This window comes from Maribacter vaceletii (assembly GCF_003634105.1).
GTDB classification, from domain to species: domain Bacteria; phylum Bacteroidota; class Bacteroidia; order Flavobacteriales; family Flavobacteriaceae; genus Maribacter_B; species Maribacter_B vaceletii.
The window spans coordinates 334,013-356,558 of the sequence record NZ_RBIQ01000009.1 but is presented as its reverse complement, the minus strand read 5'-3'; the positions used below and the strand labels follow the sequence as shown (position 1 = coordinate 356,558).

Sequence of the window (22,546 nt, the reverse complement as noted above, 5' to 3'; positions counted from 1 at the left end):
TTTTGCATCCGCATTTACACAATGTATGGTCCGTTCGTCTAGGGGTTAGGACGCCAGGTTTTCATCCTGGTAACAGGGGTTCGATTCCCCTACGGACTACAAAAAAGTTCTGAAATATTGAATTTTAAATGTCTTAACGGTCCGTTCGTCTAGGGGTTAGGACGCCAGGTTTTCATCCTGGTAACAGGGGTTCGATTCCCCTACGGACTACAAAATTGGGATAATATCCCTAACAACAACATAATAATAAAAAGAAGATGGCAAATCACAAGTCAGCATTAAAGAGAATTAGAAGAAACGAAGCAGTACGTTTACGTAACAGATACCAACACAAAACAATGCGTAATGCATTAAGAAAGTTGCGTACACAAGAAACTAAGAAAGATGCTGAGGCACTTTTTCCTAGTGTTGTTAGTATGATAGATCGTTTAGCTAAGCGTAACATTATTCATTCTAATAAAGCAGCTAACTTAAAAAGTAAATTAGCAAAGCACGTAGCGGCTTTATAATTTACTCTTTTTATAATATTTAAGAGCTCTAACCATTGGTTAGGGCTTTTTTTGTTTTCTACTTTTCTTGCTAAGAAAGTATTGTGTAATACTATGTTTTGTCTTTTAAGCGTTAAAATAATATGAAGGCTATTCTTTTTTTATAGGATAATAGCTAAGCTAAAAAATAGTTTTATGCCAACAACTAAATTACTACTTGTTTCTTTTGTCTTCCTAATGTTTTCATGTAGTGATGCTACTAAGGATACTATTGAGTCTACAAACGCAGATGTTGCATTACTTTTTTCTAAGAATCCTAAGGGGTATAATGAACTCTATAAATTGCATAAAGGGGAGCAAACTCTTTTGTTAAGTGATTCAAATTATGATTTTTGGTGGCCCAAAGTAAGTCCAGACAAATCTAAAATACTGGTATATAGGTCTGCTGTTAATCCAGATAAAAACCATGATGATTATCTAAATGCAGAATTGTTGCTTATAAATATAGATGGTACTAATCTGCAAGTATTACTTCCTAAAAATGCGAATGGTTGGAATGCACAAGGAGTTTGTAGGTGGAATAAAGATGGGACAAAAATTTTAATGTGTGCTGAGGTAGATACAAATGTGGGTTTACAATGGCGTTTGGTCGAGACTGATGCTTTAGGAAAAAATCCTAAAATACTATCTAATTATTGGGCTATAGATTGTAATTATTCTGTAGATAATTCTAGTGTTGTGTTTATGGGTTTTGCTAATAATGAACTTTCTTTTGATTTAACCAAGTTAGAGTTGCAGAAAGGAAGGTATAGTAAAGAAAATAATGAGATAACGAATATTGTTTCACTTACGCAGAATAGCTCCCGTGACCACGATCCAGATTTTTCTCCAGATGCTACTAAAATTGTTTTCTCAGGCGGTAACGCTGAGTATAGTAATGTAGATTTACTTTTGTATGATGTAAATACAAATAAAGAATCTGTTTTGTTAGATGATGCTAATGCTAACGGAGGTAGTATGTGTTGGTCTCCAGATGGCAAGTATGTGTACTTTCATAGCTTAGAAGTTTTTAAAACGCCATTCCGTATTAAGAAAATTAATGTTACTACTAAAGAGGTGCAAACTGTTTTAGAAACTACGGATAACAATTATGGGTTTTATCATCCGGAAGCATATTAAAAAAAATAGTAGGTAAACTACCTCGGGACAAGCCCACGAGGCATTTATTAGGAAGCTAATTTTGATTTCGAGGCAAGCCTCGGAGTATTAAAATCTCGATTATCGAGCAAAAGAAAAATCCCTAGTAGAAATTTCTACTAGGGATTTTATATATAAGTTGTTTTTAAATTAGTAGACTATTATTGGTTCATAGTCATTAAAAATTCCTCATTGTTTTTTGTTTGCTTAAAACGTTGCTCTATAAACTCCATAGCCTCTACAGGGTTCATATCTGCTAAATACTTACGCATAATCCACATACGTTGTATGGTGTCCTTATCTAAAAGTAAATCGTCTCTACGTGTACTAGAAGAAGTAAGGTCAATTGCAGGGAATATTCTACGGTTAGATATTTTACGATCTAACTGTAATTCCATATTACCAGTACCTTTAAATTCTTCAAAGATAACTTCATCCATTTTAGAGCCAGTTTCTGTAAGTGCAGTAGCAATTATAGAAAGAGAGCCACCGCCTTCAATGTTACGGGCAGCACCAAAGAAACGTTTTGGTTTGTTCAATGCGTTAGCATCTACACCACCACTTAATACTTTACCAGAAGCTGGTTGTACGGTGTTGTATGCACGCGCTAATCTTGTTATAGAATCTAATAGTATAACAACATCATGGCCACATTCTACTAAACGTTTCGCTTTTTCTAAAACTATATTAGCTATACGAACATGCTCAGAAGGTTCTTTGTCAAAGGTAGAAGCAACAACCTCTCCTTTTACATTACGTTGCATGTCTGTAACCTCTTCAGGGCGTTCATCAATTAATAATATAATTTGATACACCTCAGGGTGGTTCGCAGCAATACCGTTAGCAATATCTTTAAGAAGCATTGTTTTACCAGTTTTTGGCTGAGAAACAACCATACCTCTTTGTCCTTTACCAATAGGAGAGAACAAATCTATAATACGTGTAGATATAGAACTTTGGCGTTCTGCTAATCTAAATTTTTCTTGTGGGAATAATGGCGTTAAATGCTCAAAAGAAACACGGTCTCTTACAATTTGAGGGTCAATACCATTAATTTTGTTTACTTTAATTAGAGGAAAATATTTTTCGCCCTCTTTTGGTGGTCTTACGTTACCAAGAACGGTATCTCCAGTTTTTAAACCAAATAAACGAATTTGAGACTGTGATACATAAATATCATCCGGAGAAGACAAGTAATTATAATCAGACGAACGTAAAAAACCGTACCCATCTTGCATTATATCTAAAACACCTTCACTAGCAATAATACTATCAAATTCAAACTCTGGCTCTTTGTATCTATTTTTTAGATCCTTGTCAAAGTTGTTATTTTTTTCGTGCTTATTAGGACGATTCCTTTGTGTATTTTGGTTTTTGTGTTGTGGTGTTTTTTTCTGAAAATCTTTCTTATCACCATTATTGTTTTGTACAGGTCTTGGTCTTGGTCTAGGCCTTTTTTCTTCTGTACTTTCCGTTTTCGCAGCTTCTGCTACTTTAGGAGTATTTGTTGTTTCATTACTAGGGGCGGTAGTTTTTGCTGGTGTATCTTTAGCAGGTTCTACAACTTTTCTAGTAATTTTTGGTCTAGGCTTTCTTGGGGTAGTTTTTGCAGCAGGTTTTTCTTCTGTTGCTTTTGCTTTAGGCGCAGGAGCGGCTTTAGCTTTTGGTTCTGTTTTTACAACCTCGGCAGCAGCTTTAGGATTGGCCGCTTGCACGTCAAGAATTTGGTAAACCAAATCTAATTTTTTCTGTGTTTTGTATTTAGGAACATTTAATCCTTTTGCAATCTCTTGAAGCTCAGGAAGCTTTTTTGATTTTAAATCTGAAATCTCAAACATTAATTATATAATAAATTAGTATGTCTTTTTTATGACTATTTTAAAGAAGTGTTGATACTTGGATAATTTATTTGGGAAAAGAATTCCCGAAAAAAGGTAAGTATTTTTTTATAACGTAACAATAATACAAATTATTTTTAAGAATACGTGGTTATTTTTAAAAAAGACACCTATTTTTGCAAATAATAAAGGCAAGTTACTGTATGATTCAGAGAATACAATCCGTTTATTTATTCGTTGTTATCTTATTAAGTGGTGTATTACCATTTATACTACCCTTGTGGAAAGATGCTGAGGGAGTAGAATTTTTTGCAAAACAAAACGTTCTAATTGCAGTTGCATTTTATAGTATTGCAGCATTAGCGTTCCTTGCCATTATGCTTTTTAAACAAAGAAAAAATCAATTTGTAGTAAACAGATTGAATATGATATTTAATATTTTTTTACTAGGATTTTTCGTTTATCGATCACTAAATTTATCCGGAGAAACTTTGGTTTCTGAGAAGGGTATTGGGATGTTGATTCCTGTATTTTCTATCGTTTTTTTAGTTCTTGCCAATAGAGCTATAAAGAAGGATGAAGATCTTGTAAAATCTGTAGATCGTTTACGTTAAACCTTATATCTTAGTAGTATTAGTGCGTTAAATCCGGGGTTGTTCCCGGGTTTTTATTTTTTATTTTGCCTTAGTTAAAGCCATTTCAATACAACCATCTGGAATAATTCGTTGTTTTTCTGTGTCTTTTTGTGCAGGAACTTCTAGGGTCCAGTAGCAGCTTATTAGAGATTCTAAATCTGAATGTGGTGGATATGTTTGATAGTTTATTGGTAGGGTAAAAGTTTTTCTTAATATCGTTCACTTTTTTTCAATGTCCAAATATTTAGAACGTTACTTGTAAGGTGGTTTGTAGCATCTGGTTCCACAATTTCAATCTCCATAATTGCCTTTAAAGCTATTTTGTATTTTTTGCTTTCTAACAAATATCCATCAATATAAATTTCTGATTGTTTATCCATTCCGAAAAACGCATTCAATTCCGATTGCGTTTTAGAGATAAGTTTTTCTTTTAAATCTACAAATAATATTCCTTGCTCCGTTAGGTTATAATAGTCGGCACTTTTTCTATACGGTTGGTCTTTTATAACATATACTCCCTTAACTTTTTCTTTTACTTCTTGTTCTGTATTTCCTAAACTCTTGAATATAGATTCGTTACCAATCACATTTTTATTGTAAATAAAGCTCGGATTTTTAGTTTTTGCTTGTGGTAACTTTATGTAAACATCTTGTGAAAACATATTTGTTGAGACGAATAAAACAAATAGTAAGGGTATTATTTTTTTCATTTTCACTCTATAATCGAGATTTAAATTCTCCGAGGCTTGCTTCGAAAGCAAAATTAGTTTCCTAATAAATGCCTTGTAGGCTTGTCCCGAGGTAGTTTACTTATCAAATAAAATAGATTTAGCGACTTTATAAAAATACGCTGCATTGGATAAGCACCAAAATCCGTATTAATTATAACCACTGAGAGGTAATTTATTTTTTAGTTCTTTAAGTATTCCTTTATTCGATTTTTCTTTAGCGGAATAGTATATTTTTGTTCCGTCTAATTTGGTGAAAAGAATATAAGGTTTTTGTTCTGAGTTCAAAATTAATTTAACAACCTCTCCGTTTTTAGTTTTAAAGTAGCCTTTTCGTATTTCTCCAATTGCGAATCCGTTTGTTTTTAAAGAAATATTTGGCAATTCATTCTCAATTTCAATACTTTTAATTTGGTCGGTTTGTAAAATTTCACCGTAAGTTCCTTTGAATTCAACTTTTTGTGAATCGAATAATATTTTATTCTCTTTAAATCCGTATGTTAAAAGACCTATCACAAAAATAAAAGCGCCAGCAAGGGTAAAAATCCCTATTTTATTTGATTTTGTCTTTAGTCCTCCTGTAAATATTGAGGTTGTAATTGCAAAATATATATACGCTAAAATTGGATATACACCTAAAAAAATTCCAGCTACATTTTTGTTTATTACGTTTAATCCATATCCAAGGATTAAAAATGAAACTCCTAAAACAATATGGAATTTTCTAAAAAATGGAATAAAGGATTTAAGGTCAACTTTTTTTCTTTCTTCTTTACTCATTGTGTTATATCCAGAAAGAAGATATTCCGCGTTATTTTCTGTAACAATAAATCCTATTGTTATAAAAGTTAAACTCATACCAATTAATACGTATATCATTTTTTATTTTTTTACTAAACTCCAGAATGTATGGAGTTCCTATTATAGATAACTTATTATAAGAGGGAAGTAACTCAAAAATAAAAGAAATTACAGTATAAACTACATTTTTTTGTAGGAATTTACAGCAAATATTAAAAAAGTTATTTAAATAGCGGTTTTGGGAATAAGACGTTGTTAGTAAAATACTTTAAACTTATGGTATAGTTTTCTTGTCTAAGGCTATCCCGGGGCTTTAGGGGCATATGATTTACTAATTTAATTATTAATAGACTTTTTTTATAACACTTATTGGCTATGTTTATATACTGTATTGTAAACAGTTTTTAATTCCAAATCCCATTAGATTCCGTTAAAATCATTGGGTCTTTATCGGTAATTAATATTGTTTGTTCGTGTTGTGTTACATACCCTCCTTTGTTGCCTACTAAAGTCCATCCATCATTTAACTCGATAGCAATAGTAGATTTTGTTGCTATAAAAGTTTCTATTGCAACTGTAGTATTCTTTCTAAATCTTTCATGATTTGTTCTTACTCTATAATTTAAAATATTCTCTGGTTCTTCGTGTAAACTTCTTCCAACTCCGTGACCAGCCAAGTTTTTAATTACCTTAAAACCAGATTTTTTGGCTTCAGTCTCTATTATATAACCAATTTCAGAAATTTTTACTCCACCTTTGATATTACTTATAGCTTTGCTTAAAATATTTTTAGAAGCATCTACAAGAGGTTGGTGGTTGTAAATGTCTTTACCAAGAACAAAAGACCCTCCATTGTCAGACCAAAAACCATTTAATTCTGCTGATACATCAATATTAATCAAATCTCCTTCTTTTAATATTTTTTTATCAGAGGGTATTCCGTGTGCTGCTTCTTCATTTAAACTTATGCAAGTAAATCCAGGAAAATCATAAGTTTCATAAGGTGCTGATTTTGCTCCGTAGCTTTTTAAAATTTCGCCACCATATGCATCTAATTCTTTAGTAGACATTCCAACTTTAGCATATTCTCGCATCAATTTTAGTGTAGTTCCAACAACTTCACTAACTTTTTTCATTCCTTCTAATTCAAATTCTTTTGTTATGGACATCTTAATTGTTTGTTTTAATTGGCTACGGCTTGTGCGGGAATAAATATATTAGAATTTCCGATTTAGCACTTTATACCTTATTTGCTATAGAGATTGTTGGGTATTGGTTTTTTATTCGGTTTTCTTATTAGGCGTAATTCTTTTAATATTTAAAAAAGGGCTTTTAATTAAATAGAGGAATGATTGTTTTTCATCCGTATCAAATTCTGCCAATCCATATTTCATATCCTCTACTGGCATCATTTTAAAGGTTCCAAATAATCTGTCCCAAATAATAAATATATCGGCATAGTTAGAATCTGTATACATCTGTTCTTGTTGGTGGTGTACTCTATGATGGTCAGGCATTACAAATAATAACCCTAAAGACGAATTTAACCATTTTGGATAATTTAGATTTGCGTGTTCAAAAAAGAAGAATATATAAAGGATAAAATAATACAATGCCATAGAAAAGACATCTGTACCAAATAGTGCAGCAGTAATTATATTTCCAATTCCAAATACAAGAATTAACTCAATGGGATGAAAACGAAAAACAGTTGAAGAATCCATTGTTGTATCACTGTGATGTACTCTATGAAATCTCCATAGTAAAGGAATTTTATGAGTTCCTCTATGAATCCAGTACGCTGTTATGTCATACAAGGCAACGGAAATACAAAGTTTAGCCCAAACAGGTAATTCAATTAAATATAAAAGTCCAATGCTGTTTTCATTTAACCATTCAATTGAAAAAACTTGAAACGTAACAAAAAATATATTTAGAATAACTAGTAGTATTTGGAACAATACATTTTGAAATAGATGATTTAGTCTTTTCTTGAAACTAAAAGGCGATTTCATTATTTGTTCTAAAGAAAAGAAAAAGGCAATTAAACCAATTACAATATAGTTTGGGTCAATACCCAATAGTTTATTTAGAAAATCCATAGGTAATACTGTTTTAATTTCTGGTTTACGTTCGGTTTTTTTTAGCTTGTTTTCAACGTTTTTCTATATGGTTTGTTGCATGTTTTAAGCACCTAATTTAGCAAATACAAACCGAATAGAAAATTCGCGAGTCCCGAAGCTTCGGGAGCGTAAGTAGGCGAGTACTAGCAATGAATTATACACAGTGTTGCCACCAGTTATTTTATCAGTTTAATTATATTCGGATACAAATTTTCTGCATGTCCTTTACTCGTTTTAATTGCAAAAATTATTGGTAATATTATGTTCAAAACATAAAGTCCAATAAAAATGTAAAAAAGTACAGGATAATGACCATAATGCATAATTTTCGAAAATGCGAATCCAGTTATGCTTAAAAATGTTAGAATTGACCATAAAATTTGATAATTCAAAAGATTTGTTCCGATTTCTTTCAGTCCAACAATTTTATCTTTTTTATTCATCCATAAAATCAGCGGAACAATTATATTTCCAACAGGAATAGCTAAAAATACTATTACAGAAAGTTGAAAAATTGTCAGATAACTTTTATTTGGCTGTTTTCCATAATCTAGAATATCTTCTGCGTTTAAGTCCAGAACCTCACAAATTAAATTCAAGGTTTTTCCGCGAGGTTCACTTTCATTATTTTCAATTCGTTGTATTGTTCTTAAATTAACTTTTGCAGATTCAGCCAACCCCTCTTGAGAAAGTCCTTTTTGCTTTCTTATTTCTCTGATTTTTTTCCCAATTTCGTTCATAGTTAATTTTGGTTTATTGTTTCTACAAAACTAATTATGAATCTGTCTATTTGATAACGGTTTGTTTGCGACATTTTTACGGCAATCTTGTCAATGTATTGATTTCGCATTTAACGTACCAAATGTTTTACAACGGTCTCGGCTAAGCGTAGTGCGGTAGAAAGGAAACTTTTCGTTTCCGTCTTCGCACGAAGCTAAAGCTTATTATTTGGTTTTGTTTTTTATTATCCAAAGCTACCCAGAAGCTTCGTGGCATAAGATTTAGCGACATTATAAATATACACAGACCTTTCTATTTTACCCAAAAGTCCGCAATACGTTTAGGTATTGTTATGCTTAGTTATTATTTTAGACTCTGTTCATTTAATTTCTTAACAAAACTCAATAGATTAGTTCCTAAGTTACTTCTTTCATTACTTTCTTTATTATTTAAGGTTTTCGAATCAAACAAAGCATTTATTTTGGTTAATAAATTTTCCAGTTCCTTAGATTTTAGAAAAGCCCTGTTACGCATATAATAGTCTTTTGCCTTTTCTGCAAAAAAATCTATTAATGATTGAAGCGCCTTCGTTTTGTCTTCAGAATTACCATTAAGATTTTCTACAAGTATAGGATGAAACTCACGATAATCGTCAAGAAACTTTATTCTTGCGGTTATAAAGTCCTCCGTTTTAGATTTTGTTATCAATTCCTTTTTTAGATCATCAAATCTTTTTTTGTTTTTGATTATGGTATAAATTCCCGCTATTCCGGATATAATTATTGAAACAGAACCAGCAATAATCGCAGTAATAATATTTTCAGACATTTTCCCTTTAATTAACGTCTCGGCTATGATTAGTACGGGGATAAAAGAGCACTTTTGTTTCCGTTTAAGTAATTAGCCGAATCTTTTTGTTTGTTTTTATCTTTTCAATTTTAAAAGCCAAATCCAAAAGATTTGGCGACCTTACAAAAATAGACAAGAACCTTTCGACTAAACACTAATCGCCCAATTTGCTGTATATAGTGTTGTAGCCAGTTATTTTAGACTAAAACTCTTTTCTGTCAATCCTTTTTCAAGTAAATAATTAAATAGTTCTTTTGATTCTTCTCCTCCAATTTCTGCATGATGAAGTAAGGACAAACCGTGTGGACCTTTTGAGAATATTAGATTAGGATACGCTTCTAATGTAGGCTTGACCAAATTCGTTTTTCCTAGCATCGTAAGAACAAAAAGGTTTACTCTAGCACCTTTTTCAATTAAATAGTTTGCCACTTCTTTATTCCCTTTATGACCAGCGCCTTCAATAGCCTCTTCAAAGTCGCCATTTCCCCAGTCGTATCGACTATAGATTAGATTGGGATAGTCAATTAGCATACTCTTTACTTTGTCTAAATTAAAATGTCCTGCAAGAACAAATTCTTTGACAAGTTCAACTTTATAAGGTTCTGGGTCAGTTTGATTTGCCCCAAAACTCAAAGTCGGAATCAAACCTAATCCTACACTACTTATAATTCCTTTTTTAATAAATGACTTTCTGTTCATAAATATTCATTTTGAGTTGACACTATTTTTTAATTAGCTACAACGGTTTTGTGTATGATTAGTGGCGTGTTCAAGCACCTAATTTAGCAAATACAAACCGAATAGAAAATCCGCGAGGATTTTCGTAAGTAGGCGAGGACTAGCCATTAATTATACACGTTGTTAGCCATAGTTTTTTATATTTTAATAATCGGTTGTTTGTCTTTCATCATTTTCAAATGAGAACAGTTTTTTTCGTAAATACTCTTTTGTCGATGAACAATATCTTTTAATTTCGGATTTTGAATTTCTATTAGATATCTTGCAATTAATTCAAGAAAGACATTTACATCATTTATATGTTTATACTTGTTGTCATAGTCATAATTTATATTTTGATTACCATTTCCTCCGTGAGCAACTGTATTTCTTCCAGTGTTATAAATAATCTCTCCTAAAGATTTTGATTTTAAATAGTTATGATTATTCCAGTATTTTATTAATTCCTTTGATTTCTTTTTCAATTCAACCATTAGGTTTCTGTATTGAGTTTTTCTCTTTTTAATCATTGAATCAGTTTTAGAATCCCAGTTTGAACCATAATCTAAAAAGTAAAGAGGAATAAATTTATGTTCTACAACCTTTTCATAGTAATATTCGATAACATCTTTCAATTCAATATTGTTTGGTCTAAATAACTGCTGATAATGGTAGTTTTTTCCATACTCTACAATTCTAAACAAAAAAACACACCTAGGTAATGGTTCTATTTGTTTTAAAGAAGAGTGATATAAATCAAATAATTGTGGCATATTGATTTCTGGAAGAATAGTGAAATTTGTTTTTTTATAAAGTTTCAATATAGGTGTAGCCAAAGTTCGAAACTCTCCTTTTGGATTGTTAAAGAACTTGCTGCTATTCAAGGTTAGAAGGTCAAGTATATCAAACTCCTTGTAAATGTTTGTCAGTTTTTCGTTGTAATACTTATTGTTAGTAATAATAAAGTTAGGTGAAGCTTGAAGAAAAGCTAGAATATTTAACAAATCGTTTTTATCTTTTTTCTGTGTTTCATCTTTATATAATATACTGCTTCCGTGTCTTATATTTCCAATACTAATTTCTTTATAAATTATTCTTTCTTTTGCAAATCTCAAATAAAAATCACCACCTAGAAAATCTTCATATTTGTAAGTTGAAAATTCATAGTTTTCTAATTCGAAAATTGCTTGTTCAGATTCAGTAAGTTGCTGATTCAATTTTTTTAAAGTTTGAATTTTTATTTTTTCTTCAAAGCTCAAGCTTTCATCATACTTAAAAAAATCAGTTAGTGTTGATTCAATATGTTCTTTTGATTCGGGATTAAATGAAGTAATTAAATTAGTGGTTTTTTTATCAATTCCCGAGATTGTTTTTTTTAAATAACTAGTCAAAGCTTTATAGACTTTTACCTCTTCATTTAATATCTTTTTCTGTTTTTCTAAGCTTTTTGTTTCATTAAACTCTTTATGTGCTTTAAGAAACAATTTGTCAAAGTTTTCAACTCTGATAAAATTTAAATAAAACCCACTTGTTATTCCGTCTGGTAAGTCCAAAGTAAATTTGCTGTAGTCAAGATTTCTGATTATTTCTTCTAATTTCACTTTGGAAGGTAAATTATGGCTAACTCCCGGATAACAGGAATTTTTAATCGTTAGTATATAATAAATAGGGGGAAGTGCCTCAAAAATAAAAGAAGTTATAGTACAAACTACATTTGCTTGTAAGAAATTATTAACAGTTATGTAAATAACGGTTTTGTGTAAAAAAAGGTAGTTGCTACTATGCTTTAAACATATGTGTTATTATTTAGATAATATGTTTCCTGCTATTGGGGGTTTAAAAAGTACCTTGTAGAGGTAAAAATGTGAGGAATGGCTACTATATACAACATAGAAAAATACAAACTAAAAGCTTTAATATACGCTACAATTTATTTGGTTTTAATTGCAGTAGTAGGCTTGGTATAATTTTGTTGTATTCTACAATTTAACGCTTTCCTATTTCAATTACTTCTAAATCTTTTATTTGGTCCCCGGTAATTACAAACCTAAGCATGGTTCGCATTTGGTGAAAACCGTGTTTGCCACAAGCGCCAGGGTTCATGTGTAGTACTCCAAGATTTTTATCCATCATAACTTTTAAAATATGAGAGTGTCCAGAAATAAATAGTTTGGGTGGGTTTTGCTTAATAATATCGCGTGTTCTTATATTATATTTAGGAGGGTAGCCACCAATATGGGTCATGTAAACATCTACCCCTTCGCACATAAAACGGTTGTTTTCTGGAAATTCTTTTTGTAGTACGTGGTCATCTATATTACCATGAACAGCCCGTAAAGGCTTTATTTTCTGTAAAGCATCGGTAACTTCTAAAGAGCCAATATCTCCGGCATGCCAAATTTCATCGGCCTGTTTTGCGTATTTTAAAATGGTGTCATCTATATGAGAATGTGTATCGGAAAGAAGAAGGATTTTTGTCAAACTATATGCTAATTTTTAAATACTGCAAAAATGGGTTATAAAAAGTATCTTTGTAGCTTCACAAAATTAGCCTATTCTTTTGAGATTTTTTATTCAATTTTCATACTTCGGGAAACAATATCATGGATGGCAACGCCAACCCAATGCTATTACGGTACAAGAGGTGTTAGAAAAAGCAATGTCTACGATACTAAACCAAACCATAGTTTTAACAGGCGCTGGTAGAACAGATGCTGGGGTACATGCAAAGCAAATGTATGCGCATTTTGATATAGAATCTTTAGAGATTAAAAATTTAGAGTACAAATTAAATTCTTATTTACCAGACGATATTGCGGTGCAAAAAATAGTAGCCGTAAAAGAAGATGCACATGCTAGGTTTAATGCTACTGCGCGTACCTATGAATATTGGATTAGACAACAGAAAGACCCTTTTGCTACTGATGCGGCGCATTATGTAAAACAACCTCTAGATATTGCAGCAATGAATACTGCGGCTAAAATTTTACTTACCGAGGAAGATTTTGAGTGTTTTTCTAAAAGTAATACCGATGTGTATACCTATTTGTGCGCTATAACAAAGGCAGAATGGACACAGAATAACGAGAATTTAGTATTTACCATTACAGCAAATAGGTTTTTAAGAAACATGGTTAGAGCTATTGTAGGGACACTTTTAGAGGTAGGAAAAGGGAAACTAACGGTCAAAGATGTTAATACTATTATAAAAAGTAAGGATAGGGCTAATGCTGGTGTTTCTGTACCCGCAAAAGGGTTATATTTGACCCAAGTTTTATACCCAAAAGCAATTGTAGAGTAGTATGGATAAAGATTCCGGAAAAGCATTTGACAAAAGCCTTTTTAATCGATTAATGCAACATACCAAGCCATATAGGGCTACGTTTTATGGTGTTGCACTTGCCGCAATATTAGTATCTATTTTTGCGGTAATGACTCCTATGTTAGTAGGGCGTGTTATTAATGACGGAATAAAAGCAAAAGATGCAGATGTATTAGGAATTTACATACTTGCATTGGTAGGGGTGCTTATAGCGCAAGTTACTTGCCAATTATTGTTTAATTACTATGCTAACTGGCTGGGAGAATCTGTAATAAAAGATATTAGAGTAAACCTTTTTAAAAAAATGCTAGGCTTTAAAATGAAGTATTTTGATACTTCTTCTTTAGGGGTTTTAGTAACCCGTGCTGTGGCAGATATGCAGCGTATTGGAGAAATTTTTAGCCAAGGGTTTTTTGTTATTGTGGCCGATTTATTAAAGATGCTAGCAGCTGCAGTAGTTATGCTATATCTAAACTGGAAATTGGCACTTATTGTTTTTGCTTTAATGCCTATAATACTATATGCAACACGTGTTTTTCAGAAAGCAATGAAAGTGGCTTTTAATGAAGTAAGAACACAGGTTTCTAATTTGAATTCTTTTGTGCAAGAGCGAATTACAGGAATGAAAATTGTACAGCTTTTTACTCGCGAAAAAATAGAGAGCGCTAAGTTTAGAGACATTAATGAAAAGCATAAAAATGCATGGTTAAAAACGGTTTGGTATAACTCTATCTTTTTTCCTATTGCAGAAATTGTTTCTTCTATAGCAATTGGTCTTGTGGTTTGGTTTGGAATTTTACAAAATGTAGTAAACATAGGAGCAAATGAGGTTGGAGATGTTTTTGCTTTTTTCTTTCTGATTGATTTATTATTTAGACCATTACGCCAAATTGCCGATAAATTTAACACCCTACAAATGGGAATGGTTGCTGCAAATAGAGTATTTAAAATATTAGATACAGATAGTGCTATTACTAATACCGGTACTATTGAAAAGGAAGATGTAAAGGGCAATATTTCTTTTAAAAATGTGCATTTTAGTTATGTAGAAGACGAAGAGGTGTTACACGGTATTTCTTTTGATGTAAAAGCAGGAGAAACGGTTGCTATTGTAGGTGCTACAGGTGCAGGAAAATCTACCATAATTAATTTACTAAATAGATTTTATGAAATTAATTCTGGAGCAATTTTGATTGATGACATAAATATAAAGGACTTTAACTTACCTTCTTTAAGAGAAAAAATAGCAGTAGTATTACAAGACGTTTTCCTTTTTGCAGATACTATAGAGAATAATATTTCTTTAAAAGAAAAATTGGTTACCATAGACAAAATAGAAGCAGCTGCCAAAGAAATAGGAGTGCATGATTTTGTTACTAGTTTACCTGGTGGGTATAGTTATGATGTTAAGGAACGTGGCGCAATGCTATCTAGCGGACAAAGGCAATTAATTGCTTTTTTAAGGGCTTATGTGAGTAACCCTAGCATTTTAATTTTAGATGAAGCAACCTCTTCTGTAGATACTTATTCCGAGCAATTAATACAAAGTGCTACAGAGAAAATTACCCAAGGCAGAACCTCTATTATTATAGCACACCGTTTAGCAACTATAAAACAAGCCGATAAAATTATTGTTATGGAAGCTGGTAAAATTGTAGAAACTGGTACACATAAAGAGTTGCTAAATGCAAACGGCTATTATAGTAATTTGTACGAAGCGCAATTTTTATCGGAAGAAGTAGCGTAGCTATTACACTAAGTCTTCCTTAATCATTTCTATAAGTTCTTGGGTGTCTTTGTAAAGAATAAACTCTCCGTTTTTAATATAAGAAATAAGTCCGGTTTCTTCGCTAACAACAATAGCAAGAGCATCTGTCTTTTCGGTAATACCAACAGCAGCTCTGTGTCGTAATCCAAAACGCAAAGGAATACTACGTTCATTAGAAACAGGTAAAATTACACGAGTAGCAACAATATAATTGCCAGAAACAACAGCAGCACCATCGTGTAATGTGCTATTTTTATAAAATATACTTTCTACAATTGGCTGATTAATTTCTATATGCATGGTATCTCCAGACGATTTAATAAAATCTAAAGAGTTGTTGCGCTCTAAAACTATGATTGCTCCTGTTTTAGTGGTCGCCATTTTGTCGCAAGCACTTATAAGTTCGTCTACATTTACGCTTGTAGAAAGACTCTCTTGTTTTAGGAATTTAAAATGTTTTATAAAATTTCGTTTGTTAGAAAAATTGGTTGAACCAATCATTAAAAGAAATTTTCGTATTTCTTGCTGAAAAACTATAATAAGCGCAATTAAACCAACTTGCATAAAAGCACCAACCATGCTACTTATCATTTCCATGCCAAGAAGCTCGGTAAGTTTCCAGAAGCCCCAAACTATTACAATACCAATAAAAATATTTATGGCTACAGAACCGCGAATTAATTTATAAATATAATAGAGCAGAATAGCCACTAAGATAATATCTATAATGTCTGTTATTCTTAAGTCTAAAAAATTTAGAAAATCCAATGGTTAATCGTTTTTGTAAAATTAGGTAAAATAAAATCTATTAGTAGTGTAACGCTATTTTTTCTAAAATGCTATATTAAAAACTAAATTTCTGATAAAATAAGAAATGTGTTAGTATCCCCAAAGACCATTAGTTGGTCTAAAAGTTTTTGTAACGCAATTTGGTTCTTTAATACTACTTTTAAATGTATGTTCTGGCTACCAGTAATTCTATGTGCTTCTTTTACTTCAGGAAAATCCTTAATTATTTCTAAAATATGTTTTAGTTGGCCCGGAAAAATTTTAAGTAAAATAAAGGCTTCTAAGTCGTATCCTAGTTTTTTATTGTCTATTGTAATACCGTATTTCTGAATAATGCCTAAATCTTCCATTTTCTGAACACGATCTCGTACTGCGGAAGGAGATAGGTTTATCTTTCTTCCTAAATCTGCAAAAGACAATCTAGAATTATCTTTTAAAAAACGTATTAATTCTATATCAATAGCATCAACCATGGAATCTATCTTATTTTTTATAAAAATAAACTTTTTTCGGTTAAATATTATGTTCTAGCCAATGAATCTATTTTTGTAAATTCAAATTTCAATATACTTTTGGTGTAAATACAAATAGCATGAGTATACTCTTAATTTTTGAAAATAAGAACCCTGATCCTTGGCACAAACAATTAATAGAAAAATTGCCAGAAGAAACAATAGAAGTTTATCCAGAGGTAAAAGATGCCTCTTTGGTAGATTTTATACTATGTTGGAAACCTAAAAAAGACGTATTTAATACATTCCCTAACGTAAAGGTGGTACAGTCTGTAGGAGCATCTATAGACCATATAACTAATTCGCAAACGTTACCACCAAATACGGTAGTTACCAGAATTGTGGATACTAAGCTAACACAAGATATGTGGGAGTTTTTAGCAGCAGTAGTTTTAGGAGAACTTAAGAATACAAGTCTTTATTTGTCCCAACAAAAAGAAAAAAAATGGGAGCAACATGGGTATGCTTCTTTTAAAAATGTTACTGTAACAATACTTGGTTTGGGGAGTATAGGAGGGTACGTTGCTCAGAATTTTTCTAGCCTTGGTTTTAAAGTAAAAGGGTGGGGTAATTCTAAAAAACAACTTTCTGGGGTTACCAGTTTTCATGGAAAAGATGAATTTAAGAATTGCTTACAGGATACTAATTTTTTAATTAACCTTTTGCCGTTAACGAAAGAGACAAGAGATATTTTAAATGCAAATACATTAGAAAGCATAGCAACTAATGCATTTTTAATTAATGTAGGCAGGGGAGAACATCTGGTAGAGGAAGATTTATTACAACTAGTAAACTCTTCTAAACTATCTGGAGCTTTATTAGATGTTTTTAGAGAAGAGCCATTACCAGAAAAACATCCATTTTGGGAGCATAAAAAAATTAAAATAACGCCACACATAGCTAGTCTTACTTCTATTGAAAGTGCTGCAGAACAAGTTATAGAGAACTATCAGAATTTTCTAAACAAAAAGGCCTTAGTAAATGTAGTTTCATTAAAAAAAGGATATTAAGTATGCATACAGTTTTTCATTTTGCATTTAAAGTAAAAGATATAGAGAGTACTATTTTGTTTTATCAAGATATTTTGGGCTGTTCTTTAGGAAGACAAACAGATAGCTGGGTCGATTTTAATTTTTTTGGACACCAACTTTCGGCTCATGTTTCTAATGCTATTGCAGACTTAGATTATTGTGGTAAAGTAGAAAATCTTAAAGTTCCTATTCCTCATTTTGGTTGTGTTTTAGAAGAAGACGAGTTTAAAAAAATACAAGAAAAGTTAGAAAATAATGGCATTACTTTTTTAGTAAAACCACAAACTAGGTATAAAGGCAAAAAAGGAGAACAACAGACGATGTTTGTGCTAGATTATAGTAATAATGCACTAGAGTTTAAAAGCTTTAAAAGTAATGCTGCTATTTTTGAATAAGATGTTTATTAGTTTTTCTTTAAAGCATTAAATAATTGGACACATTCCATAGCTTCCTTAACATCATGAACTCGTAAAATAGCTGCTCCATGGTTTAAACATACCATGTTTAGTGCAGTAGTTCCATTTAGGGCATTATTAGCATCAGTCTTTAGTGTTTTATAAATCATAGACTTTCTACTTAGTCCCGCTAAAATTGGAGCATCTAGGTTTTGTAGTAAATCTAACTTATTTAAAAGTTCATAATTCTGCTCTAAGGTTTTTGCAAAACCAAAACCAGGATCAATAATAATATCATTAATACCAGCTTCTTTGGCTTTATAGACTTGTTCCGAAAAATAAAATATAATATCTTTTATTAGATTCTTATACGTTGTGTTTTGCTGCATATTTTGTGGAGTACCACGCATATGCATTAAAATATAAGGCACTTTTAATGCTGCAACGGTTGTAAACATTTTTGGATCTAAGTTTCCGCCAGAAATATCATTTATTATAGCAGCGCCAGCATCTACACATGCTTTAGCAACGGAACTTCTAAAAGTGTCTATAGATAAAATACAATTAGGAAAAGAGCTTTGTATTTGAGTCACAATAGGCAATATACGAGCTAACTCTTCTTCCTCAGAAACAGCATTTGCACCAGGTTTAGAACTATAAGCACCAACATCTATAAAAGTGGCGCCATCTTGGAGCATTTTATCTGTTTGTAAAAGGGCGTCATCTATATTTTTAAACTTACCACCATCAAAAAAAGAGTCGGGAGTAACATTTAAAATACCCATTATTTTGGGAGTAGATAAATCTATAAGGTTTTCGTTACAATTAATAGTCATTTTACTAAATAATAGCGTTGTAATTACTTGACAAAGAAAGATTAAATCGAGAACTTTGACGTTTACAATATTTTAAGCGAAATTTACGGAAATTAGATTTACATGCAACATACTTCGGAGCAATATAATGAGGTTATAAAAATTTGTAGAGATTTATTTCAGAAAAAGATGAAAGATTACGGCAGCGCATGGCGTATTCTTAGGCTTCCATCTTTAACAGACCAAATTTTTATAAAGGCACAAAGAATACGAAGTTTACAACAAAACTCGGTGCGTAAAGTAGATGAAGGGGAAACTTCAGAATTTATTGGCATTATTAATTATAGTATTATGGCATTAATTCAGTTAGAACTTGGTGTTGTAGAACAACCCGATTTGCAGTTAGAAAAAGCGGTTGCTCTTTATGATAAACATACTTCAGAGACGAAAACGTTGATGGAAAATAAAAATCATGATTATGGAGAAGCTTGGAGAGATATGCGTGTGAGCTCTTTAACCGATTTAATTTTGCAAAAACTTTTACGTGTAAAGCAAATAGAAGATAATAAAGGAAAAACTATAGTTAGTGAGGGTATAGATGCTAATTACCAAGACATGGTTAATTATGCAGTATTTGCTATGATTCATATTAACGAAAATAAGACTAAATAATATGAAGTATTTAGTTGGTTTTTGTAGGCTATTTGTTGGGGTTCTTTTTATAATTAGCGGATTTATAAAGTTAAATGACCCCGTGGGGTTTTCTTTTAAATTGCAAGAATACTTTAGCGAAGCAGTTTTAAACTTAACTTTTTTAGAGCCTTATGCTCTTTGGATTTCTATAGGTGTAGTTATTTTTGAAGTTCTTTTGGGTGTAATGCTCTTAGTTGGTTTTCGAGTAAAGTTTACCATGTGGAACCTTCTTTTAATGATTGTTTTCTTTACTTTTTTAACTTTCTATTCTGCTTATTTTAATAAAGTTACGGATTGTGGTTGTTTTGGAGATGCTATAAAACTAACCCCTTGGGAGTCTTTTTCTAAAGATATTGTCTTATTAATTTTAATAGTATTCCTTTTTATAAAGAAAAAGTTGATAACACCATTATTTAGACCTTACCCTAATAGAATTGCAGTTGCAATAGCTTTAATACTATGTGTTGGTTATGGATACTATGTTTTAAATCATTTACCTGTGATAGATTTTAGGCCTTATAAAATTGAAGCAAATATTAAAGATGGTATGACGGTTCCTAAAGATGCTCCAGAAGCTGTTTTTGATTATGCTTGGAAATTTAATGTAAATGGGAAAGAGGAAATACATCATACCAAAGGAGATTACCCAACTGTTGCTGGAGATTTTATAGATGTAGAAACTACAGAAATTCAAAAAGGGTATGAGCCGCCTATACACGATTTTACAATAGAACAAAATGGGGAGGATTTTGCAGATTCATTATTACAAGAACCTAAATTGGTAATGGTAGTTGCTTATGATTTAAGAAAAACAAATACAGATTTTTATGCAGAAATTCAAGAAATGTCTGTTGCTGCAGAGAAAAAAGGGTATAAAGTAATTGGAATGTCTGCCTCTGGGCCAGAGCAGACAGATGAAATTAGTAAAGCATACAATTTAGAATTTCCATTTTATTTTACAGATGAAACTGCTTTAAAAACAATTGTGCGTTCTAATCCAGGAGTTTTAGTTTTAGAAAAAGGAACCATAAAACAAAAAGTGCATTATAACGATTTGGAAGAATTACAATTTAATTAATAAGAATTTTAATAGATATAGAATAACTAAACAACTTTCAAAATAAAGAGATGAGAAGTAAAATAGTAGCCGGAAATTGGAAAATGAATAAAAATTTAGCAGAAACAGAGGCTTTGTTGACAGAGCTTGCAGCTAAATTACCAGATACTAATGCAGAAGTTATGGTGGCACCTACTTTTGTAAATTTAGCAGCAGCAGTACAAAGTTTAGAGTCTTCAACAATAAATGCTATTGCACAAAACATGCATTTTGCAGAAAGTGGTGCCTACACAGGAGAAATTTCTGGAGATATGTTGGTGAATATTGGTGTAGATACAGTTATTTTAGGACACTCAGAAAGAAGAGCTTATTTTGGGGAGACAGATGAAATTTTAGAGAAAAAAGTAAAAGCAGCCTTAGCTAAGAATTTACGTGTAATGTTTTGTTTTGGTGAAGAGTTAGCAGATAGAAAATCTGGAAACCATTTTAAAGTTGTAGAAAGTCAAATTAAAAATGCTCTTTTCTCTTTAGATGCAAATGTGTGGAGTTCTATTATATTAGCTTATGAGCCAGTATGGGCTATTGGTACAGGAGAAACAGCTTCTGCGGATCAAGCACAAGAAATGCATGCTTTTATACGTAAAACAATAACAGAAGCCTATAATGCTGAAATAGCAAATAACGTTTCTATTTTATATGGTGGAAGTGTAAAACCAGCTAACGCAGAAGAGATATTTTCTAAGCCAGATGTAGATGGCGGTTTAATTGGAGGTGCTGCTTTAGTTGCCGATAATTTTGTAGATATAATTAAAGCTATTTAGTTTTAGAATAAATATGTAAAAGCTGTTTAGGAGCTATCTTCTAAGCAGCTTTTTTTAATACACTTAAGTAAATAAGTATGGCAAATATCATATATATAGAATACGCTTTTACCGTTTTTCCTGTACAACCAACATCCGATATTTTAATTGCGGAACTTGGTGAAATAGGCTTTGAAAGTTTTGTGGAAAACGAAAATGGCGTTTTAGCATATATTCAAAAAACAGATTGGCAAGAATCTATAGTAGATGGTATTGCAATATTAGAGAACGAGAATTTTAAGATAGAATATAAAGTAAAAGAGATAGAGCAAGAAAATTGGAATGCTACATGGGAAGAGAATTTTAAGCCTATACAGGTTGGTGATGCCTGTGTGGTTAGAGCTCCTTTTCATGACGCTCCTAAAGTAGATTATGATATTGTAATAGAACCCAAGATGAGTTTTGGTACAGGGCATCATGAAACTACATTTATGATGTTAAAGCATATTTTAGAAAATGATTTTACAGGAAAATCTGTTTTAGATATGGGTAGTGGAACAGGCGTATTAGCCATTTTAGCAGCTATGAAAGGAGCTGCACCTGTAGAAGCGATAGATATTGATAATTGGTGCTATTTAAATGCCAAAGAGAATGTAGAAAGAAACGGTTTCCCTAATATTAAGGTTTTAGAAGGCGATGCAAGTCTTTTAAGAGGGAAAAAGTTTGATGTGATAATTGCCAACATAAACAGGAATATATTAGTAGCAGATATTCCTATTTATGCAAAATGTTTAAACGCTGGGGCTTCCCTTTTTCTAAGTGGTTTTTATCTAGAAGATTTAGATATGATTACTAGTAAGTGCGGAGAGTATTCGTTAAAATTTGAAAAAAACTTAGAAAAAAATAATTGGGTTGCCGCAAAATATGTATTTTAGTTTATATAAAACCCTTATAATATGAGCATCAGGGAAGAGATATCGGAAGAGTTATTATTAGAAGAAGAAACTGCAAACCAGAATGAGATTGTGCTATTTAATGATGAAGTTAATACTTTTGATCATGTAATAGATACGCTAGTAGCTGTTTGTGATCATACATCAGAGCAAGCTGAACAATGCTCTTTAATTGTTCACTATAATGGTAAATGTACTGTTAAAACTGGTGAGTTTAAAGATTTGAAACCACGTTGTACTAGGTTATTACAAGCGGGTTTAAATGCAGAAATTGTATAGGTATTTTCTCTTTTTATTCAGTTAAAAATTATATTT

Annotated in this window: 26 protein-coding genes and 2 tRNA genes; 14 read left to right on the top strand and 14 right to left on the bottom strand. The window is 31.6% G+C overall.

The annotated features are described in order from the left end of the window. Positions 1-27 precede the first annotated feature (27 nt). The 4 genes from CLV91_RS12485 (at position 28) to CLV91_RS12470 (ending at position 1,667) form a co-directional block, all read left to right on the top strand. Positions 28-99: transfer RNA gene (locus tag CLV91_RS12485), tRNA-Glu, on the top strand. Positions 100-138: 39 nt separating this feature from the next. Beyond that, positions 139-210, top strand: a tRNA-Glu gene (locus CLV91_RS12480). Between the two features lie 47 nt (positions 211-257). Continuing rightward, complete coding sequence (rpsT, locus tag CLV91_RS12475; protein WP_121068456.1) at positions 258-509, top strand: 30S ribosomal protein S20; 252 nt, start codon at positions 258-260, stop codon at positions 507-509. A 174-nt stretch (positions 510-683) separates the two neighbouring features. Then, the gene (locus CLV91_RS12470; RefSeq protein ID WP_121068454.1) at positions 684-1,667 is read left to right on the top strand and encodes a TolB family protein; all 984 of its coding nucleotides are present in this window, start codon (positions 684-686) and stop codon (positions 1,665-1,667) included. Between the two features lie 179 nt (positions 1,668-1,846). Here CLV91_RS12470 and rho read toward each other — a convergent pair whose 3' ends face one another. Beyond that, positions 1,847-3,523, bottom strand: coding sequence for a transcription termination factor Rho (gene rho / locus CLV91_RS12465; RefSeq protein ID WP_121068452.1), 1,677 nt, complete (start codon positions 3,521-3,523; stop codon positions 1,847-1,849). Between the two features lie 203 nt (positions 3,524-3,726). Here rho and CLV91_RS12460 point away from each other — a divergent pair, with 203 nt between their 5' ends. Continuing rightward, positions 3,727-4,137: a DUF4293 domain-containing protein gene (locus CLV91_RS12460; protein ID WP_121068450.1), complete on the top strand. Its 411-nt coding sequence runs from the start codon at positions 3,727-3,729 to the stop codon at positions 4,135-4,137. Between the two features lie 60 nt (positions 4,138-4,197). On the opposite strand, the gene CLV91_RS17050 is transcribed toward CLV91_RS12460, so the two are convergent. From CLV91_RS17050 to CLV91_RS12410, 10 genes are all read right to left on the bottom strand, one after another. Further along, a complete protein-coding gene (locus tag CLV91_RS17050; protein WP_317124777.1) occupies positions 4,198-4,347 on the bottom strand; it encodes a DUF6597 domain-containing transcriptional factor in 150 nt (49 codons plus the stop codon). Between the two features lie 20 nt (positions 4,348-4,367). Continuing rightward, positions 4,368-4,868, bottom strand: a complete 501-nt coding sequence (locus tag CLV91_RS12450) for a hypothetical protein (RefSeq protein WP_147406420.1) — start codon at positions 4,866-4,868, stop codon at positions 4,368-4,370. A 168-nt stretch (positions 4,869-5,036) separates the two neighbouring features. Beyond that, positions 5,037-5,744, bottom strand: coding sequence for a DUF3784 domain-containing protein (locus CLV91_RS12445; protein WP_245987188.1), 708 nt, complete (start codon positions 5,742-5,744; stop codon positions 5,037-5,039). 347 nt (positions 5,745-6,091) lie between these two features. After that, a complete protein-coding gene (gene map, locus CLV91_RS12440; protein WP_121068444.1) occupies positions 6,092-6,856 on the bottom strand; it encodes a type I methionyl aminopeptidase in 765 nt (254 codons plus the stop codon). A 111-nt stretch (positions 6,857-6,967) separates the two neighbouring features. Then, positions 6,968-7,789 carry a sterol desaturase family protein gene (locus CLV91_RS12435; RefSeq protein ID WP_121068442.1) on the bottom strand — a complete coding sequence of 274 codons (822 nt, stop codon included), beginning with the start codon at positions 7,787-7,789 and terminating at the stop codon, positions 6,968-6,970. A 197-nt stretch (positions 7,790-7,986) separates the two neighbouring features. Then, positions 7,987-8,550, bottom strand: coding sequence for a helix-turn-helix domain-containing protein (locus tag CLV91_RS12430; protein ID WP_121068440.1), 564 nt, complete (start codon positions 8,548-8,550; stop codon positions 7,987-7,989). A 343-nt stretch (positions 8,551-8,893) separates the two neighbouring features. Continuing rightward, positions 8,894-9,358 (bottom strand): hypothetical protein, encoded by a 465-nt coding sequence (locus CLV91_RS12425; protein ID WP_121068438.1) that lies wholly within the window; start codon positions 9,356-9,358, stop codon positions 8,894-8,896. 213 nt (positions 9,359-9,571) lie between these two features. After that, positions 9,572-10,078 (bottom strand): ankyrin repeat domain-containing protein, encoded by a 507-nt coding sequence (locus CLV91_RS12420; RefSeq protein WP_121068436.1) that lies wholly within the window; start codon positions 10,076-10,078, stop codon positions 9,572-9,574. Between the two features lie 176 nt (positions 10,079-10,254). Beyond that, on the bottom strand, positions 10,255-11,697 hold the full coding sequence (locus tag CLV91_RS12415; protein ID WP_121068434.1) for a hypothetical protein: 1,443 nt from the start codon (positions 11,695-11,697) through the stop codon (positions 10,255-10,257). A gap of 385 nt (positions 11,698-12,082) precedes the next feature. Further along, positions 12,083-12,577, bottom strand: a complete 495-nt coding sequence (locus tag CLV91_RS12410; protein ID WP_121068433.1) for a metallophosphoesterase family protein — start codon at positions 12,575-12,577, stop codon at positions 12,083-12,085. Positions 12,578-12,656: 79 nt separating this feature from the next. On the opposite strand from CLV91_RS12410, the gene truA reads away from it, so the two are divergent. Then, entirely contained in the window at positions 12,657-13,397 is a 741-nt protein-coding gene (gene truA, locus CLV91_RS12405) for a tRNA pseudouridine(38-40) synthase TruA (protein ID WP_121068431.1), read from the top strand. A gap of 1 nt (position 13,398) precedes the next feature. Then, positions 13,399-15,165 carry an ABC transporter ATP-binding protein gene (locus tag CLV91_RS12400; RefSeq protein WP_121068429.1) on the top strand — a complete coding sequence of 589 codons (1,767 nt, stop codon included), beginning with the start codon at positions 13,399-13,401 and terminating at the stop codon, positions 15,163-15,165. A gap of 3 nt (positions 15,166-15,168) precedes the next feature. On the opposite strand, the gene CLV91_RS12395 is transcribed toward CLV91_RS12400, so the two are convergent. Together CLV91_RS12395 and CLV91_RS12390 are read right to left on the bottom strand one after the other, a co-directional pair. After that, positions 15,169-15,954 (bottom strand): diadenylate cyclase, encoded by a 786-nt coding sequence (locus tag CLV91_RS12395; RefSeq protein ID WP_121068427.1) that lies wholly within the window; start codon positions 15,952-15,954, stop codon positions 15,169-15,171. A gap of 83 nt (positions 15,955-16,037) precedes the next feature. Beyond that, the gene (locus CLV91_RS12390; protein WP_121068425.1) at positions 16,038-16,448 is read right to left on the bottom strand and encodes an Lrp/AsnC family transcriptional regulator; all 411 of its coding nucleotides are present in this window, start codon (positions 16,446-16,448) and stop codon (positions 16,038-16,040) included. A gap of 119 nt (positions 16,449-16,567) precedes the next feature. On the opposite strand from CLV91_RS12390, the gene CLV91_RS12385 reads away from it, so the two are divergent. Together CLV91_RS12385 and CLV91_RS12380 are read left to right on the top strand one after the other, a co-directional pair. Then, positions 16,568-17,497 carry a 2-hydroxyacid dehydrogenase gene (locus CLV91_RS12385; protein WP_121068423.1) on the top strand — a complete coding sequence of 310 codons (930 nt, stop codon included), beginning with the start codon at positions 16,568-16,570 and terminating at the stop codon, positions 17,495-17,497. 2 nt (positions 17,498-17,499) lie between these two features. After that, positions 17,500-17,913: a VOC family protein gene (locus tag CLV91_RS12380; RefSeq protein WP_121068421.1), complete on the top strand. Its 414-nt coding sequence runs from the start codon at positions 17,500-17,502 to the stop codon at positions 17,911-17,913. Positions 17,914-17,921: 8 nt separating this feature from the next. On the opposite strand, the gene folP is transcribed toward CLV91_RS12380, so the two are convergent. Beyond that, positions 17,922-18,749, bottom strand: coding sequence for a dihydropteroate synthase (gene folP, locus CLV91_RS12375; protein ID WP_121068419.1), 828 nt, complete (start codon positions 18,747-18,749; stop codon positions 17,922-17,924). Positions 18,750-18,851: 102 nt separating this feature from the next. On the opposite strand from folP, the gene CLV91_RS12370 reads away from it, so the two are divergent. The 5 genes from CLV91_RS12370 (at position 18,852) to CLV91_RS12350 (ending at position 22,510) form a co-directional block, all read left to right on the top strand. Next, positions 18,852-19,400: a DUF1599 domain-containing protein gene (locus tag CLV91_RS12370; protein ID WP_121068417.1), complete on the top strand. Its 549-nt coding sequence runs from the start codon at positions 18,852-18,854 to the stop codon at positions 19,398-19,400. A 1-nt stretch (position 19,401) separates the two neighbouring features. Further along, positions 19,402-20,499, top strand: a complete 1,098-nt coding sequence (locus CLV91_RS12365) for a BT_3928 family protein (RefSeq protein ID WP_121068414.1) — start codon at positions 19,402-19,404, stop codon at positions 20,497-20,499. A 50-nt stretch (positions 20,500-20,549) separates the two neighbouring features. Continuing rightward, positions 20,550-21,299 (top strand): triose-phosphate isomerase, encoded by a 750-nt coding sequence (tpiA, locus tag CLV91_RS12360; protein WP_121068412.1) that lies wholly within the window; start codon positions 20,550-20,552, stop codon positions 21,297-21,299. A 77-nt stretch (positions 21,300-21,376) separates the two neighbouring features. Then, positions 21,377-22,213, top strand: a complete 837-nt coding sequence (gene prmA, locus CLV91_RS12355; RefSeq protein WP_121068410.1) for a 50S ribosomal protein L11 methyltransferase — start codon at positions 21,377-21,379, stop codon at positions 22,211-22,213. A 21-nt stretch (positions 22,214-22,234) separates the two neighbouring features. Beyond that, positions 22,235-22,510: an ATP-dependent Clp protease adaptor ClpS gene (locus CLV91_RS12350; protein ID WP_121068408.1), complete on the top strand. Its 276-nt coding sequence runs from the start codon at positions 22,235-22,237 to the stop codon at positions 22,508-22,510. The last annotated feature ends 36 nt before the right edge of the window (positions 22,511-22,546 follow it).

Excerpts from the sequence above, each read along its gene's own strand:
- CLV91_RS12385 (WP_121068423.1), top strand. The coding sequence starts at position 16,568 with ATGAGTATACTCTTAATTTTTGAAAATAAGAACCCTGATCCTTGGCAC.
- map (WP_121068444.1), bottom strand. The coding sequence starts at position 6,856 with ATGTCCATAACAAAAGAATTTGAATTAGAAGGAATGAAAAAAGTTAGT.
- CLV91_RS12350 (WP_121068408.1), top strand. The coding sequence starts at position 22,235 with ATGAGCATCAGGGAAGAGATATCGGAAGAGTTATTATTAGAAGAAGAA.
- rho (WP_121068452.1), bottom strand. The coding sequence starts at position 3,523 with ATGTTTGAGATTTCAGATTTAAAATCAAAAAAGCTTCCTGAGCTTCAA.
- CLV91_RS12425 (WP_121068438.1), bottom strand. The coding sequence starts at position 9,358 with ATGTCTGAAAATATTATTACTGCGATTATTGCTGGTTCTGTTTCAATA.
- CLV91_RS12400 (WP_121068429.1), top strand. The coding sequence starts at position 13,399 with ATGGATAAAGATTCCGGAAAAGCATTTGACAAAAGCCTTTTTAATCGA.
- folP (WP_121068419.1), bottom strand. The coding sequence starts at position 18,749 with ATGACTATTAATTGTAACGAAAACCTTATAGATTTATCTACTCCCAAA.
- CLV91_RS12450 (WP_147406420.1), bottom strand. The coding sequence starts at position 4,868 with ATGAAAAAAATAATACCCTTACTATTTGTTTTATTCGTCTCAACAAAT.
- tpiA (WP_121068412.1), top strand. The coding sequence starts at position 20,550 with ATGAGAAGTAAAATAGTAGCCGGAAATTGGAAAATGAATAAAAATTTA.
- rpsT (WP_121068456.1), top strand. The coding sequence starts at position 258 with ATGGCAAATCACAAGTCAGCATTAAAGAGAATTAGAAGAAACGAAGCA.
- CLV91_RS12420 (WP_121068436.1), bottom strand. The coding sequence starts at position 10,078 with ATGAACAGAAAGTCATTTATTAAAAAAGGAATTATAAGTAGTGTAGGA.
- CLV91_RS12370 (WP_121068417.1), top strand. The coding sequence starts at position 18,852 with ATGCAACATACTTCGGAGCAATATAATGAGGTTATAAAAATTTGTAGA.
- CLV91_RS12460 (WP_121068450.1), top strand. The coding sequence starts at position 3,727 with ATGATTCAGAGAATACAATCCGTTTATTTATTCGTTGTTATCTTATTA.
- CLV91_RS12430 (WP_121068440.1), bottom strand. The coding sequence starts at position 8,550 with ATGAACGAAATTGGGAAAAAAATCAGAGAAATAAGAAAGCAAAAAGGA.
- CLV91_RS12445 (WP_245987188.1), bottom strand. The coding sequence starts at position 5,744 with ATGAGTTTAACTTTTATAACAATAGGATTTATTGTTACAGAAAATAAC.
- CLV91_RS12390 (WP_121068425.1), bottom strand. The coding sequence starts at position 16,448 with ATGGTTGATGCTATTGATATAGAATTAATACGTTTTTTAAAAGATAAT.
- CLV91_RS12380 (WP_121068421.1), top strand. The coding sequence starts at position 17,500 with ATGCATACAGTTTTTCATTTTGCATTTAAAGTAAAAGATATAGAGAGT.
- prmA (WP_121068410.1), top strand. The coding sequence starts at position 21,377 with ATGGCAAATATCATATATATAGAATACGCTTTTACCGTTTTTCCTGTA.
- CLV91_RS12470 (WP_121068454.1), top strand. The coding sequence starts at position 684 with ATGCCAACAACTAAATTACTACTTGTTTCTTTTGTCTTCCTAATGTTT.
- CLV91_RS12365 (WP_121068414.1), top strand. The coding sequence starts at position 19,402 with ATGAAGTATTTAGTTGGTTTTTGTAGGCTATTTGTTGGGGTTCTTTTT.
- CLV91_RS12435 (WP_121068442.1), bottom strand. The coding sequence starts at position 7,789 with ATGGATTTTCTAAATAAACTATTGGGTATTGACCCAAACTATATTGTA.